This is a genomic window from Paracoccus versutus (genome assembly GCF_000763885.1).
Taxonomy (GTDB): domain Bacteria; phylum Pseudomonadota; class Alphaproteobacteria; order Rhodobacterales; family Rhodobacteraceae; genus Paracoccus; species Paracoccus versutus.
Genome location: NZ_JRKO01000043.1, coordinates 19,508 through 33,835, shown reverse-complemented (window position 1 = coordinate 33,835; position 14,328 = coordinate 19,508). Strand labels below are relative to the sequence as shown.

Genomic DNA, 14,328 nt, shown 5'->3' with positions numbered 1-14,328 from the left:
ATGGCCAAGACCGACGACAAGAAGTCCAGGCTTTCCGATGCCGAAAAGCTGAAGACGCTGAAGAAGAAGCTGAAAAAGCTGAAGGCGGCGCTGAAGGAAACCGCTGCCGGCCTCGAGGCGCGGGCGGAGGCGGTGGTCGAAGCCGCGGTGAAGCCGAAGAACCCGGTCTCGCCGCTGGCGCCGGCGCGCTTTCCCGACCTGCCGGTGATCGAAGGGGCCGAGTTCGCCTCGGGCGCGGCCGGGGTGAAATACCAGGGCCGCACCGATGTGATGCTGGTCAGGCTGGCGCCGGGCACCGCCATCGCCGGGGCCTTCACCAAATCCTCGACCCGCGCGGCCAGCGTGCTGGACTGCCAGGCCAAGCTGGCCCTGAAGCAGGACACCGGCGCCGGCGCGGCGATCATCGTGAACTCGGGCAATGCCAATGCCTTCACCGGCAGGAACGGGCAAGAGGCGGTGGATGCCGTCACCGGCGGCGTCGCCAAGGCGCTGGGCGTGCCGCGCGAGCGGGTGTTCTCGTCCTCGACCGGGGTGATCGGCGAGCCGCTGCCGGCCGAGCGCATCACCGCGGTGATCGGCGATCTGGCCGCCAACCTGGATGCGGCCGGCGCGGCCGGCGCGGCGCGGGCGATCATGACCACCGACACCTTCCCCAAAGGCGCGGCGGCCAGTTTCGAGGGCGATGGCGGCACCATCAACATCACCGGCATCGCCAAGGGCTCGGGCATGATCGCGCCCGACATGGCGACGATGCTGGTCTATGTCTTTACCGATGCGCAGATCGCGCCCGCCCTGCTGCAGCGCATGCTGTCGGCGCGGCTGGACCAGACCTTCAACGCCATCACCGTGGACAGCGACACCTCGACCTCGGACGCGCTGATCCTGGCGGCGACCGGCAAGTCCAAAGCGGCGGCGATCACCGACCTGCGCTCGGGCCCGGCGCGGGCCTTCGGCCGGGCGCTGGAGCAGGTGATGCTGGACCTGGCGCAGCAGGTGGTCAAGGACGGCGAGGGGGCGACGAAATTCGTCGAGGTGCAGGTGACGGGCGCCGCCAGCGATGCCGATGCGCATCGCGTGGCCATGGCCATCGCCAATTCGCCGCTGGTCAAGACCGCCATCGCCGGGGAGGATGCGAACTGGGGCCGCGTGGTCATGGCCGTCGGCAAGTCCGGGGCCGAGGCCGACCGCGACCGGCTGACCATCCGCTTCGGCGACATGGTGCTGGCCGAGAACGGCTGGCGCGCGCCCGGCTATGACGAGGCCGCTGCCAGCGCCTACATGAAACGCGACCACCTGGTCATCGGCGTCGACCTGGGGCTGGGCAAGGGCCGGCGCACGGCCTGGACCTGCGACCTGACGCATCGCTACATCGACATCAACGCCGATTACCGCTCATGAAGACGGTGCTTGTCGCGGCCGTCGCGCTGATCGACGCGGACGGCCGCGTGCTGCTGGCACAGCGCCCCGAGGGCAAGTCCCTCGCGGGCCTGTGGGAGTTTCCGGGCGGCAAGGTCGAGCCGGGCGAGACCCCCGAGGCCGCGCTGATCCGCGAACTGCACGAGGAGCTGGGGATCGAGACCTGGCGCTCGTGCCTGGCGCCGCTGACCTTTGCCAGCCATGCCTATGAGGACTTTCACCTGCTGATGCCGCTGTTCGCCTGCCGGCGCTGGCAGGGCGTGCCGGTGCCGCAGGAGGGGCAGAAGCTGGCTTGGGCCCGTGCCGCTGAATTGAGCAAATACCCCATGCCGCCGGCGGACTTGCCGCTGATTCCCATCCTGCGCGACTGGATATGAGACATATCGGTCACGCCGGTCCCGGCTTTATCGTCCATCTGCCTGACTCTGCGACATTCCCAGTTAACATTTGACGATTTTGCGACAATCCTAAAATCCTGTAGAGGAGGAGATCGGACATGATTCGCACGATCACGATCGGCAGTTGCATTTCGGTCCAGGGGATCTTTGAAAGGCAGCAGGCGAACGGGAATATCGTGGTCCGAGTAGGCAGCAAGACCTATGAGGGCAAGCCCGTCCTAGCCTGAAGCAAAAGCCAACGTGCCCAGATCGTTGAACGGGGCCCTTCGCGGGGCCCCGTTCTTCTTTTCGCTTGCCCTGTTGCCGGCCTCCGGCGGGGGTATTTGGACAACGGAGAAAGCCGGGGCGCGCCAGGCGGCGGCGCCGCCATGCCGGCAGGGGCGAGCGGGGGTTCCTGCCGGGATCCGGGCATGAAAAAGGGCGGACCCGCAGGCCCGCCCCTTTTGTTCCTATCCGCGGGGATCACAGCTGGCGCTGCACTTCCTCGCGCTCGAAGATCTCGATGACGTCGCTCTTGCGGATATCGTCGTAGTTTTCGAAGGCCATGCCGCATTCCTGGCCGGACTGCACTTCCTTGACCTCGTCCTTGAAGCGCTTGAGCGTCTTCAGCGTGCCTTCGTGGATCACCACGTTGTCGCGCAGCAGGCGCACGCCGGCGGAACGCCGCGCCACGCCCTCGGTCACCAGGCAGCCGGCGACATTGCCGACGCCCGAGACGCGGAAGACTTCCTTGATCTCGGCATAGCCGATGAAGTTCTCGCGCACCTCGGCCGAGAGCAGGCCCGAGGCCGCCGCCTTGATGTCGTCCACAAGGTCGTAGATGATCGAGTAATAGCGGATCTCGACCCCCTTCTGGTTGGCGGCGTTCCGCGCCGGGGCATTGGCCCGGACGTTGAAGCCGATGACCGGCGCCTGGCTGGCCTCGGCCAGGCCGACATCCGATTCGGTGATCGCGCCGACGCCGTAATGCAGCACGCGGACGCGCACCTCGTCGTTGCCGATCTTTTCCAGCGCCTGGACGATGGCCTCGGCCGAGCCCTGCACGTCGGCCTTGATGACCACCGGCAGTTCGGCGACGTTCTCGTCCGCCTTGGCCTTGGCCAGCATCTGGTCCAGCGTGATCGCGGCACCGGCGGCGGCGCGCTTGTCCTTGGCGGCCTGGATGCGGTAATCCGCGATCTCGCGCGCCTGGGCCTCGGTCTCGACCACGTTCAGCACGTCGCCGGCCTCGGGGGTGCCGTTCAGGCCCAGCACCTCGACCGGGACCGAGGGGCCGGCGGTGTCGATGCGGTCGCCCTTGTCGTTGATCAGCGCGCGGACCTTGCCCCACTGTTCGCCGACGACGAAGATGTCGCCGCGCTTCAGCGTGCCGTTCTGCACCAGCACGGTCGCGACCGGGCCGCGGCCCACGTCCAGCTTGGCCTCGATCACCGCGCCCTGGGCCGGGCGCTCGGGATTGGCCTTCAGCTCCAGGATCTCGGCCTGCAGCGCGATGGCCTCCAGCAGCTCATCGAGCCCCTTGCCGGTCTTGGCCGAGACTTCGACGTCCTGCACCTCGCCCGACATGGCCTCGACGACCACCTCGTGCTGCAGCAGGTCGGTGCGCACCTTCTGCGGGTTCGCATCCGGCTTGTCGACCTTGTTGATCGCCACGATCATAGGCACGCCCGCGGCCTTGGCGTGGTTGATCGCCTCGACCGTCTGCGGCATCACCGCGTCATCGGCGGCGACCACCAGCACGACGATGTCCGTCACCTGCGCGCCGCGGGCCCGCATCGAGGTGAAGGCCGCGTGGCCGGGCGTGTCGAGGAAGGTCAGCAGCGCCCCGTTCGACGCCTTCACCTGATAGGCGCCGATATGCTGGGTGATGCCGCCGGCCTCGCCCGAGACGACATTGGCATGGCGGATCGCGTCCAGGAGCGAGGTCTTGCCGTGGTCCACGTGGCCCATGATGGTGATGATCGGCGCGCGCGGCTTCAGATCCTCGGGCTTGTCCTCGACCTGGTCGATGACCTGTTCCACGTCTGCATCCGAGACCCGGACGGCGCGGTGGCCGAATTCGTCGATCACCAGCTCGGCGGTATCGGCATCGACCGCCTGGTTGGCGGTGACCATCATGCCCATGCGCATCAGCGACTTGATGACGTCCGGCGTGCGCTCGGCCATGCGGTTCGCCAGCTCGGACACCAGGATGGTTTCCGGCAGCTGCACGTCGCGCACCTGCTTTTCGGCGCGCTGGTTGCCGCCCATGGCTTTCTGCCGGGCCTTTTCCTGCTTGCGCTTCATCGCGGCCAGGCTGCGCTGGCGCCCGCCCTCGCCGTCCAGGGCCTGGGACAGCGACAGCTTGCCGGTGCGGCGGCTGTCGTCGCGGCCCTTGTTGCGGCTGTCGCGGTCGTCGGCCGGGCTGCGGGTATCGCGGTCGCGGTCGGTCTTGCGCGGGCCGGCGGCGCTGACACCCTTGGTCTCGGCGCGCACGGCGGCGGCCTCGGCGGCGGCGCGGTCGGCAGGGGTTGCCGGGCGCGCTTCCGTCTTGGGCTTGGCGATCTCGGCCTTCTTCTTCTCGCGCAGCTCGGCTTCGCGGGCGCGGCGCGCGTCCTCTTCGGCCTTCAGCCGCAAGGCTTCCTCGCGCTCGCGCTCCTCGCGCTCCTTGGCTTCCAGCTCAAGGCGGCGGCGTTCGCGTTCTTCCTCGCGGGCCTTTTCCTCGGCGACGCGCTGCGCGGCTTCCTCGACCTCGCGGGCCTTGGCGGCCTTGAGCGCGGCCAGGCGCCGCTCCATCTCGGCATCCGAGATGCCGGCGGGACGTTTCGACGGGTCGCCCGACACGGCCGAGGGCGAGCCCGAGCGCCCGCCGCCGGCCGCCGCGCCGGTCTTGCCGGGCACGACCACGCGCTTGCGCTTGGTCTCGACGACCACGTTATGGGTCCGGCCGTGGCTGAAGCTTTGCTTCACATGGCCCGAACGGCCGCCACCAAGACCCAGGGGTTTCTTTCCGTCAGTATCGCTCATCCGATCTTCATTCCTTCCCGGCGGGCGCACCGCCGTCATGCCCGCGCAGACCCGTCAGTCTGCTCGCGTCCCTGATCAACTGGTCGGTCAGGCCCCCCGGCGCAAGCGCGCTGTGTATGACATGATCGCGCCCAAAGGACAAACCCAATTCTGATGCGGTCAGGCAGCCGAACCACCGGCCCCCCGGAGGGGTCCAGAGCTTGCCCTTGCCGCGTTCCGACCCGTCGCTGGCCTGCAAGAGCACCCTGGCCTTGCCGGCCGCCAGCCAGTCCTTGACCTTTTCGAAGCCGGCCACCGCCAGCCCCGCCTTGCGCGCAAGCGACAGCGTGTCCGTCACCCGCCGCGCCAGCCCGGATTCGATGATCGCCAGCAGCTCGGGCGGGGCGGTCACCCGCGCCTTGGCGCCTCGCGAAAACAAGCCCTTGGCGGCTGCCTTGTCCAGCGCCTGCCGGTCGGCCACGACCCAGAAGCCGCGTCCGGGCAGCTTTTCGGCCAGATCCGGCACCACCTCGCCATCGGGGCCCGCGACAAAGCGGATCAGCCCAGCCTTGGGCTGGACTTCGCCCGTGACGATGCAGCGCCGTTCGGGCGTCTCGCGGTCCTTGATACGGCCCCCGCGTGTCATCCGGTTTCCGGGGCGTTACACCCCGGCCTCCTGTTCGTCGCCCTCGGCCTCGGTTTCCTCGGCCGATTCGAACTCGGTCGGATCGACCCAGCCCAGCATCACGCGGGCGGTCATCACCATGGTCTGCGCCTCTTCCAGGCTGATGCCGAAGGGCTCCAGGATGCCGTCGTCCTTGACGCGCTGGCCGTTCTGCGTGGTCCAGCCGCCGGCCAGTTCCCAGTCGGCGCAGGTGGCGAAATCCTCCAGCGTCTTGACGCCGTCCTTGGCCAGGGCCTCGACCATCTGCGGGGTCAGCCCCTCGAACTCGATCAGGCTGTCCTCGACGCCAAGGGCGCGGGCGTTTTCCAGCGCGGCCTTGTTCGCGGCCTCCAGGTGCTCGCGGGCGCGGGTCTGCAATTCCTCGGCGGTGCCTTCGTCCACGCCCTCGATCGACAGCAGCTCGTCCAGGTCGACATAGGCCACCTCTTCGAGGTTGGTGAAGCCCTCGGCGACCAGAAGCTGGGCAAAGAACTCGTCCAGGTCCAGCGTGTCCATGAACAGCTTGGTGCGGGCGTTGAACTCGGCCTGCCGGCGCTTGGATTCCTCTTCCTCGGTGAGGATGTCGATGTCGAGGCCGGTCAGTTGGCTTGCCAGCCGCACGTTCTGGCCGCGGCGGCCGATGGCGAGGCTCAGCTGCTCGTCCGGGACCACCACCTCGATGCGGGTCGCGTCCTCGTCGAAGACGACCTTCGCCACCTCGGCCGGTTGCAGCGCGTTGACCAGGAAGGTCGCCTGGTCCTCGGACCACGGGATGATGTCGATCTTCTCGCCCTGCAGCTCGCCCACCACGGCCTGCACGCGACTGCCGCGCATGCCGACGCAGGCGCCGACCGGGTCGATCGAGTTGTCATAGGAGATCACCGCGATCTTGGCGCGCGAGCCGGGATCGCGGGCCACGGCCTTGATCTCGATCACGCCGTCATAGATTTCCGGCACTTCCATCTTGAACAGCTCGGCCATGAACTGCGGATCGGTGCGCGACAGGAAGATCTGCGGGCCGCGGGCCTCGCGGCGCACGTCCTTGACATAGGCGCGGATGCGGTCGTTCGGGCGATAGCTTTCGCGGCCGATCTTTTCGTTGCGGCGCAGGATGGCCTCGCCCCGGCCGACATCCACGATGATGTTGCCGTATTCCTCGCGCTTGACGACGCCGTTGATGATGGTGCCGGCGCGGTCCTTGAACTCTTCGTATTGGCGGTCGCGCTCGGCCTCGCGGACCTTTTGCAGGATGACCTGCTTGGCCGATTGCGCGGCGATGCGGCCCAGGTCGACCGGCGGCACCTGCTCTTCGAACACGTCGCCGGGCTGCGGCTTGCCCGAGAAATCGGTCAGCCGCTGGCCGTCGCGCAGCCAATGGGCGCGGCCGTCCTTCGACGGTTCGAAATAGGCGCGGGCCTGGTCGGCGGTGAACTGGGCCTGATAGTTCTCGACCGCGTCATCCTCGACCACGGTGCGGGCGCGGGTGAAGGTGGCATTGCCGGTCTTGCGGTCGATATGGACGCGGATGTCCATTTCCGAGCCGTAGCGCGACTTCGCCGCGCGGGCCAGGCTGTCCTCCATCGCCTCGATCACCAGATCGGGGTCGATCATCTTTTCCCGTGCAACGGCCTCGGCGGTTTGCAGCAGTTCAAGCTGGTTGGCAGAGGTGATGGCCATTCCTCACTCCTTCGCGGCGGCGTTGTCTTCGCCGGCTTCCGTTTCGATCTCGTCAAAGGCGGTCTCGTCCAGATTGTCGATCTGCACGCCCGCGTCCTTTTTCTGCCGCAGCATCTCGGCGATCAGCTCGTCGGTCAGAACCAGCTTCGCATCGGAAAGCCAGTCGAAGTTCAGCCCGATGGTCTGGACCTCGCCGCCTTCCTCGATGTTCAGCAGCACCTCGTCGCCGCCTTCGCCCTTTTCGACCCCCGCCAGCACGCCCTTGAAGCGCTTGCGGCCGTCGATGGGCTGGTTCGTCTCCAGCCGCGCCTCGTAGCCCTCGAAGGTCTCGAAATCCTTCAGCCGGGTCAGGGGCCGGTCGATGCCGGGGCTCGAGACCTCCAGGTGATAGGCGTCCTCCAGCGGATCCTCGACATCCAGAACCGCGCTGACGGCGGTGGATATATCGGCGCAATCGTCGACGTTGATCCCGCCCTCGGGCCGGTCGGCCATGATCTGAAGCGTGGCGGTCTTGCCGCCTTGCAGGCGGATGCGCACCAGTTCGAAACCCAGATCCTCGATGACCGGGGCGATGATCTCGGCCAGACGCCGGTCGATGGCGGTCTTGGCGATGAGGTCGCTCATGCTGATCCCCCAAATACAAAAAACGGGCCTTGGCGGCCCGTGCGTCTTACCGGTGGGCAGGTTGTGGACGCCTGCGCCGCTGTTGAGCCGCATATAGGGCCCCGCGCCAGGGATTGCAAGGAAAACCGGCGCGGCACCTGCCGCCTGCCTCGCAGGGGCCGCAAGCCGGTCGCCGCGTGCCCTTTCGCCAAGAGGTCAGGCCCGCCTTGCCACATCCCGGAAACCGTCCATGACCCGCACCAGCTCGGCGGCGATTCGCGGCTCGCTCAGCGCATGGCCCGAGGCGGGGACCAGCCGCAGGTCCGCCCTGTTCCAGCCCTGGGCCAGTTCCCAGGCGGTCGCCGGCGGGCAGACCATGTCGTAGCGGCCCTGCACGATCACGGCGGGGATATGCTCGATGCGGTGGCGATCGCGCAAAAGCTGGCCCTCGGCCAGGAAGCAGTCATGGGCGAAATAGTGATTCTCCAGCCGGGCGAAGGTGCGGGCATAGTCGGGGGGCGCATGGCCCGGCCCGTTGATCTCCAGGCCCGCCAGGGCGTTTTCCCACACCAGCCAGGGCAGGGCAAAGCGCGTCTCCTGCCCGCGGTCGCCGCTGAACAGGCGCCGATGATAGGCGGCGATCATGTCGCCGCGCTCGGCCTCGGGGATCGGGGCCTGGAACTCGGCCCAGCGGTCGGGGAAAAAGCGCGCGACGCCGCCGCCATAGAACCAGTCCAGCTCGGCCCGCCGGCCCAGGAAGACGCCGCGCAGCACCAGCGCCTCGACCGGCTCGGGATGGGCCTGGGCATAGGCCAGCGCCAGGGTCGCGCCCCAGCTGCCGCCGAACAGGATCGCCCGCTCGATCCCCAGGCTGCGGCGGATCACCTCGATGTCGGCGATCAGGTGCTGCGTGGTGTTGGCAAGGACCGCGGCATGGGGCTGCGAGCGGCCGCAGCCGCGCTGGTCGAACAGCACGGCCCGGTAATGGGTGGGGTCGAAGAAGCGCCGCATATAGGGGCTGCAGCCGCCGCCCGGCCCGCCATGCAGCACGATCACCGGCACGCCCTCGGGATTGCCGCTCTGCTCGACATGCAGCCGGTGGCCGTCGCCGACCTCGATCACCCGGCGGTCGAAGGGCTCGACCATCGGATGCAGCCTGCCATGCGACGCCGTGCCGCCGATTTGCCCTGCCAATCTGTCCATGGCACCACTATATAACGCGTCGCGCGCGCCCGCCACATGAAGGACGGCCAGATGACCGAAAGACCAGCCCCCAGCAGCCCGGCCCCCAGCAGCATCGACCCGGCCGAGGTCGCCAAGTTCCAGGCCATGGCGCGGGAATGGTGGGATCCCAACGGCAAGTTCAAGCCGCTGCACATGCTGAACCCGACGCGGCTGGACTATGTCACCGCGCAGATCGCCGGGCAGTTCGGCCGCGACCTTGCCGCGGCCGCGCCCTTCCAGGGGCTGAGCCTGCTCGACATCGGCTGCGGCGGCGGGCTGATGGCCGAGCCGATGGCCCGGCTGGGCGCGGCCGTCACCGGCGCCGACGCGGCCGAGGGCAATATCGCCATCGCCGGCCTGCATGCCGAGGAACAGGGCCTCGCCATCGACTACCGCGCCACCACGGCCGAGGCGCTGGCGGCCGAGGGCCTCCGCTTCGACGTGGTCATGGCGCTGGAGATCGTCGAGCATGTCGCCGACCCCGCGCAGTTCGTCGCCACCTGCCGCGAGCTGGTGGCGCCGGGCGGCATGCTGATCCAGTCCACGCTGAACCGCACCGCCCGCAGCTTCGGCGCCGCCATCGTCGGGGCGGAATGGATCATGCGCTGGTTGCCCAAGGGCACGCATGACTGGCGCCGCTTCATCACTCCTGACGAGCTGGCGCAGATGACCGAGGCGGCGGGGCTGCGGGTGGTGGACCGCTGCGGCATGGTCTTCAACCCGCTGGGCTGGAGCTGGTCGCTGTCGCATCGCGACCTGTCGGTGAACTATGCGATGACCGCCCTGCGCGACGCCTGACTTCTTCGTTCCGCAAATACCCGACGGCAGCGGCGCGGCGGGGCGAGCCCGCGCCGGCCTTCACCGTTCCGAAAATACTCGTGCGACCGGGCGACCGGCGGGGTCAGCGCCCGCCGCGGGTTTCGTGACGCAACGTCTCTTCCAGCTGCTTGCGCAGCATGCGCAGGACCGGCAGCGCCGCGCGCACCCGGTCGGCGCCGACATCGCGCACCACGTCGGCGATTCGCGGCATGAAGGCGGCCAGCGCCGCGTCCCGCGCCGCCCGGCCGGCCGGGCTGATGGCGATGAACTTGCGCCGCGCGTCGTCCCAGTCCGGGCGGATATGGATATGCCCTGCCCATTCCAGCCGCGACAGCGTGTTGGTCATGGCGCCGCGGGTAACGTGGAACGCCTCGGCCAGTTCGGCCGGCGTGCGCTCGACATTCAGGTGCGCCAGCAGGTTCAGCACCGAGAAATGCGAGATCTGCATGCCCTTGGGCAGCGCCTTGCCGATCAGGTCGCGCGCCAGCTGGTCGGCGATGAACACCTCGGAAAACAGGCTGGCAGCCAGGGCGTCGGCCGAGGCTTCGGCATGTCCGTGCGGGCTGTCTTGCGTCTTGTGGATCATGGGCCCGCGAAGTTCCGGTCATGCGTCAGGGATGGGATGCGGGACCGTGCCCCGAGAACCGCCGCCGGGTCAAGCGTCACGAAGGTCACGCCGGGCTCGGTGCCGCCATCGGCCAGCACCTCTCCCCAGGGTCCGACGGCCAGGGAATGCCCGTGGCTGCGGCGCGGCCGGCGGTCCGGCTCGGCATGGCTGGCATGGGTGCCGCATTGCGCGGGCGCCAGCACGAAGCAGCCGGTCTCGATGGCGCGGGCGCGCAGAAGCACCTCCCAATGCGCGGCGCCGGTGGTGTCGTTGAAGGCGGCGGGCACGGTCAGCACCTCGGCCCCCGCCTGGGCCAGCGCGCGGTAAAGCGCGGGAAAGCGCAGGTCGTAGCAGACGGTCATGCCGACGGGCAGGGGCCCCTGGGCCAGCACCGCCCGCCCGCCCGGCCGGAAGGCCGCCGATTCGCGATAGGATTCGCTTTGGGACACGGTCACGTCGAACATGTGCAGCTTGTCATAGCGCGCCCGGATGCTGCCGTCCGGCGCGATCAGGAAGCTGCGATTGGCAAAGCGGCTCTCGCCCGGATCGCCGGTCTTCAGCGACAGCGAACCGATCAGCAGCCAGATGCCCAGCTCGCGCGCATCCTCGCGCAGCGCGGCCAGGGTCTGGTCCTCGGCCTCGGTGCGCAGGACATGCTCCTGCCGCTCGCGGCTGGCGCCCAGCAGGTTGGTCGCCTCGGGCGTCAGCACCCAGCCGGCCCCGCCCTGCGCCGCCTCGCGCACCAGCGCCCGCGTGACCGGCAGGTTGCGCTCGGGATCGTCCGAGACGCTCAGCTGCACCAGCCCCGCGGTCAGCGCCTCGCTCATGCCGTCAGGCCCAGCAGGGCGTCCAGCTTGCCTTGGCGGTCCAGCGCATGCAGGTCGTCGCAGCCGCCGACATGGCGGCCGTCGATGAAGATCTGCGGCACGGTCCGGCGGCCGCCGGCGCGCTGGGTCATTGCCGCGCGCAGCTGCGGATCGCGGCTGACATCGGTGTCGTGATAGGCGATGCCCTTCTTGCGCAGCAGCGATTTCGCGGCGATGCAATAGGGGCAGGTGGGGGTGGTATACAGTTCGACCTTGGGCATATGCGCGTCCCGGATTGATGTTCGCCCCCATATCTAGGCATCCTTGACCGCCCGCGCCAGAACCACGACCGAGATCGGCGCCGCGCCCGCCGCCGCCAGCGCCCGAGCCGAGGCCGCCAGCGTCGCCCCCGAGGCCATCACGTCGTCGACCAGCAGCACCGCGCGGCCCCGCAGCCGCGGGACCATGCGCGCGGGCACGCCGATCGCCCCGTCCACATTCGCGAAACGGTCGCCGACGCTGCCATGGTCCTGCATCGGCGTATGTCGCAGCCGCCGCAGGGCGCCGGGCAGATGCGCCAGCCCATGCGCGCGGGCGACATGCTGCGACAGCATCTCGGCCTGGTTGTACTTGCGCTTCAGCAGCCGGCGCAGATGCACCGGCACCGGCACCACCACCGCGTCCGGCCGCAGCAGCGGCAGCGCCGCCCGCGCCACCCAGCCGCCAAGTGCGGGCGCCAGGTCCAGCCGGTCGCCATGCTTCAGCATCAGCGCCAGCCTGCGCCCGCTGCCGCGATAGACCAGCGCCGCGCGGCCCTGCTGCCAGGGCCGCTGCAGCCCCAGGCAATCGTCGCAGACCAGCAGCCCCGCCGCCGCATCCCCGGCGTCGCCGGCCCCGTCGCCCGGCAGCGGCGTGCCGCAGCGCGCGCAGCAGGTGCCGGTGATGAAATCGGCCTCGCGCCAGCAGGCGGGGCACAGCCCGCCCTCGTCGGCGACGGGCGCGCCGCAGCACAGGCATTGCGGCGGATAGACCAGCCGCAATGCGCCTTTCATCAAGCCGCGAAGCCCCCTATGTTCAGCCCCCATGATGCCCGATCCCACCTCTTCCGTTCCCGGCCTGACCGACCGCCGCGCGCTGGACCGCAACCGCGCCCGCGCCCTGCGCCTGGGGCCGGTCGATTTCCTGCATCGAATCGTCGCCGACGAGATCGAGGATAGGCTGGCAGAGGTTAACAGACGGTTTAGCGCCGTCGCCGTCGTCACCGGCCGGCCGCAGCTCTGGCGCGACGCCATGCCCGGCGCCACGGTCGTCGCCGATACGCCCGCGCTGGCGCTGGAGCCCGGCGCGCATGACCTGGTGATCCATGCCATGGCGCTGCACTGGGCCGAGGATCCGGTGGGCCAGATCGCCCAGGCGGCGCGCGCGCTGCGTCCCGACGGGCTGTTCATCGCCGCCTGTCCCGGCGGGCGCACCCTGCACGAGTTGCGCGACGCCCTGACCCGCGCCGAGGCCGAGGTGACGGGCGGCCTGTCGCCCCGCGTCCTGCCCATGGGCGAGATCCGCGACCTGGGCGGGCTGCTGCCGCGCGCGGGCCTGGCACTGCCGGTCGCCGACCAGATCACCCAGATCGCCAGCTATCGCAGCCTGTTCCACCTGGGCCGCGACCTGCGCGCCATGGGCGAGGGCAACGCGCTGGCCCAGCGGCTGCGGCGCCCGACGCGACGAGATGTCCTGTTGCGCGCCGCCGCGCTTTATGCCGAAAACCATCCCGACCCGCAGGACGGGACGCGCATCCGGGCCACCTTCGATCTGGTTTTCCTGACCGGATGGGCGCCCGATGCCAGTCAGCAGAAACCGCTTCGGCCCGGCTCGGCCCGGATGCCGCTTGCCGAAGCTCTTGCCAGCACGAGAAAGTCCGAATGACCTTTACCGAGTATGCCCCAGCCGATCATCCGAACATCCCAGCCCGCAAGATCGGCGTGCTGGTCGCCAACCTGGGCACGCCCGATTCGCCCGACTACTGGCCGATGCGGCGCTACCTGAACGAGTTCCTGTCGGACAAGCGGGTGATCGACTATCCCGCCTGGAAGTGGCAGCCGCTGCTGCAAACCGTCATCCTGTCCAAGCGGCCCTTTACCTCGGGCGCGAACTACCGGCTGATCTGGAACAACGAGGCGGACGAAAGCCCGCTGATGACCATCACCAAGCAGCAGGTGGCGGCGCTGCGCGAACGGGCGGCGGCGCTGTGGGGCGACCGGGTCATGGTCGATTTCTGCATGCGCTACGGCAATCCCTCGACCGCGGACGTGGTGGACCGGATGGTCAAGGCGGGCTGCGACCGCATCCTGTTCTTCCCGCTTTATCCGCAATATGCCGGGGCGACCACGGCGACGGCGAACGACCAGTTCTTCCGCGCGCTGATGACGCAGAAATGGCAGCCGGCCTCGCGCACCGTGCCGCCCTATTTCGACCGGCCCGACTATATCGAGGCGCTGGCCGCCTCGGTCGAGCGCGCCCTGGGCGGCCGCCAGCCCCGCAAGCTGGTCGCCAGCTACCACGGCATGCCCAAGCGCTATCTGATGGAGGGCGACCCCTATCATTGCCAATGCCAGAAGACCTCGCGCCTGCTCCGGGAACGGCTGGGCTGGGACGAGGGCGTGATCGACACCACCTTCCAGTCGGTCTTCGGGACCGAGGAATGGCTGCGCCCCTATACGGTCGAGCATGTGGCCGAACTGGCGCAGCAGGGCATCACCGAGATCGCGGTGATCTCGCCCGCCTTCTCGGCCGATTGCATCGAGACGCTGGAAGAGATCCAGGGCGAGATCCGCGAGGCGTTCGAACATGCCGGCGGCAAGGAGTTCACCTATATCCCCTGCCTGAACGCCGAGCCCGCGCATATCGACGTGCTGGCGGCGGTCATCGGCGAGAACCTGGCGGGCTGGGTCTGACGGCCCGAGCGGCCGCCATGCCCGTCATGCGGGACGCAGCCGCTGCTGGCGCCGATCACGGGGCGGGCCGCCACGGCCCGTCATTCTACGGGGTTGTTCCAAGGGCGCCCGCTTCCTAGATTGGTGGCGCGAGCGGCGACAACCCCTCGCTGCCTATGGAGACTGGATGTCAGAGCTT

At 69.1% G+C, this 14,328-nt stretch carries 15 protein-coding genes; 6 read left to right on the top strand and 9 right to left on the bottom strand.

Annotated elements, in window-relative coordinates:
* From argJ to IT40_RS30545, 3 genes are all read left to right on the top strand, one after another.
* Positions 1-1,398 carry a bifunctional glutamate N-acetyltransferase/amino-acid acetyltransferase ArgJ gene (gene argJ / locus IT40_RS18470; protein WP_084197267.1) on the top strand — a complete coding sequence of 466 codons (1,398 nt, stop codon included), beginning with the start codon at positions 1-3 and terminating at the stop codon, positions 1,396-1,398.
* Positions 1,395-1,793, top strand: a complete 399-nt coding sequence (locus tag IT40_RS18465) for a (deoxy)nucleoside triphosphate pyrophosphohydrolase (RefSeq protein ID WP_036758203.1) — start codon at positions 1,395-1,397, stop codon at positions 1,791-1,793. The genes argJ and IT40_RS18465 overlap by 4 nt, the downstream gene beginning before the upstream one ends.
* 119 nt (positions 1,794-1,912) lie before the next feature.
* Positions 1,913-2,041: a hypothetical protein gene (locus IT40_RS30545; RefSeq protein ID WP_036758202.1), complete on the top strand. Its 129-nt coding sequence runs from the start codon at positions 1,913-1,915 to the stop codon at positions 2,039-2,041.
* 235 nt (positions 2,042-2,276) lie between these two features.
* Here IT40_RS30545 and infB read toward each other — a convergent pair whose 3' ends face one another.
* The 5 genes from infB to pip all read right to left on the bottom strand — a co-directional run bounded on the left by infB (position 2,277) and on the right by pip (position 8,946).
* Complete coding sequence (gene infB, locus IT40_RS18455; RefSeq protein WP_036758201.1) at positions 2,277-4,820, bottom strand: translation initiation factor IF-2; 2,544 nt, start codon at positions 4,818-4,820, stop codon at positions 2,277-2,279.
* A gap of 7 nt (positions 4,821-4,827) precedes the next feature.
* The gene (locus IT40_RS18450; protein WP_036758200.1) at positions 4,828-5,445 is read right to left on the bottom strand and encodes an RNA-binding protein; all 618 of its coding nucleotides are present in this window, start codon (positions 5,443-5,445) and stop codon (positions 4,828-4,830) included.
* A 15-nt stretch (positions 5,446-5,460) separates the two neighbouring features.
* Positions 5,461-7,140, bottom strand: a complete 1,680-nt coding sequence (nusA, locus tag IT40_RS18445) for a transcription termination factor NusA (protein ID WP_036758199.1) — start codon at positions 7,138-7,140, stop codon at positions 5,461-5,463.
* A 3-nt stretch (positions 7,141-7,143) separates the two neighbouring features.
* Entirely contained in the window at positions 7,144-7,764 is a 621-nt protein-coding gene (gene rimP, locus IT40_RS18440; protein WP_036758198.1) for a ribosome maturation factor RimP, read from the bottom strand.
* Positions 7,765-7,959: 195 nt separating this feature from the next.
* Positions 7,960-8,946: a prolyl aminopeptidase gene (gene pip / locus IT40_RS18435; protein WP_036758197.1), complete on the bottom strand. Its 987-nt coding sequence runs from the start codon at positions 8,944-8,946 to the stop codon at positions 7,960-7,962.
* A 51-nt stretch (positions 8,947-8,997) separates the two neighbouring features.
* Between pip and ubiG the strand changes: the two genes are divergently transcribed.
* Positions 8,998-9,765, top strand: a complete 768-nt coding sequence (gene ubiG / locus IT40_RS18430; protein ID WP_036758224.1) for a bifunctional 2-polyprenyl-6-hydroxyphenol methylase/3-demethylubiquinol 3-O-methyltransferase UbiG — start codon at positions 8,998-9,000, stop codon at positions 9,763-9,765.
* A 103-nt stretch (positions 9,766-9,868) separates the two neighbouring features.
* On the opposite strand, the gene IT40_RS18425 is transcribed toward ubiG, so the two are convergent.
* From IT40_RS18425 to IT40_RS18410, 4 genes are read right to left on the bottom strand one after another with little or no spacing between them, the layout of a single operon-like run.
* Entirely contained in the window at positions 9,869-10,372 is a 504-nt protein-coding gene (locus IT40_RS18425) for a MarR family winged helix-turn-helix transcriptional regulator (RefSeq protein WP_052096129.1), read from the bottom strand.
* The gene (locus IT40_RS18420; protein ID WP_208021263.1) at positions 10,369-11,220 is read right to left on the bottom strand and encodes a carbon-nitrogen hydrolase family protein; all 852 of its coding nucleotides are present in this window, start codon (positions 11,218-11,220) and stop codon (positions 10,369-10,371) included. The genes IT40_RS18425 and IT40_RS18420 overlap by 4 nt, the downstream gene beginning before the upstream one ends.
* Complete coding sequence (gene grxC / locus IT40_RS18415; protein WP_036758195.1) at positions 11,217-11,480, bottom strand: glutaredoxin 3; 264 nt, start codon at positions 11,478-11,480, stop codon at positions 11,217-11,219. The genes IT40_RS18420 and grxC overlap by 4 nt, the downstream gene beginning before the upstream one ends.
* A gap of 33 nt (positions 11,481-11,513) precedes the next feature.
* Positions 11,514-12,251, bottom strand: coding sequence for a double zinc ribbon domain-containing protein (locus IT40_RS18410; protein WP_036758193.1), 738 nt, complete (start codon positions 12,249-12,251; stop codon positions 11,514-11,516).
* A 31-nt stretch (positions 12,252-12,282) separates the two neighbouring features.
* On the opposite strand from IT40_RS18410, the gene IT40_RS18405 reads away from it, so the two are divergent.
* A complete protein-coding gene (locus tag IT40_RS18405) occupies positions 12,283-13,122 on the top strand; it encodes a methyltransferase domain-containing protein (RefSeq protein WP_036758192.1) in 840 nt (279 codons plus the stop codon).
* Positions 13,119-14,150, top strand: a complete 1,032-nt coding sequence (hemH, locus tag IT40_RS18400) for a ferrochelatase (protein ID WP_036758191.1) — start codon at positions 13,119-13,121, stop codon at positions 14,148-14,150. Before IT40_RS18405 ends, hemH begins: the two co-directional genes overlap by 4 nt.
* The last annotated feature ends 178 nt before the right edge of the window (positions 14,151-14,328 follow it).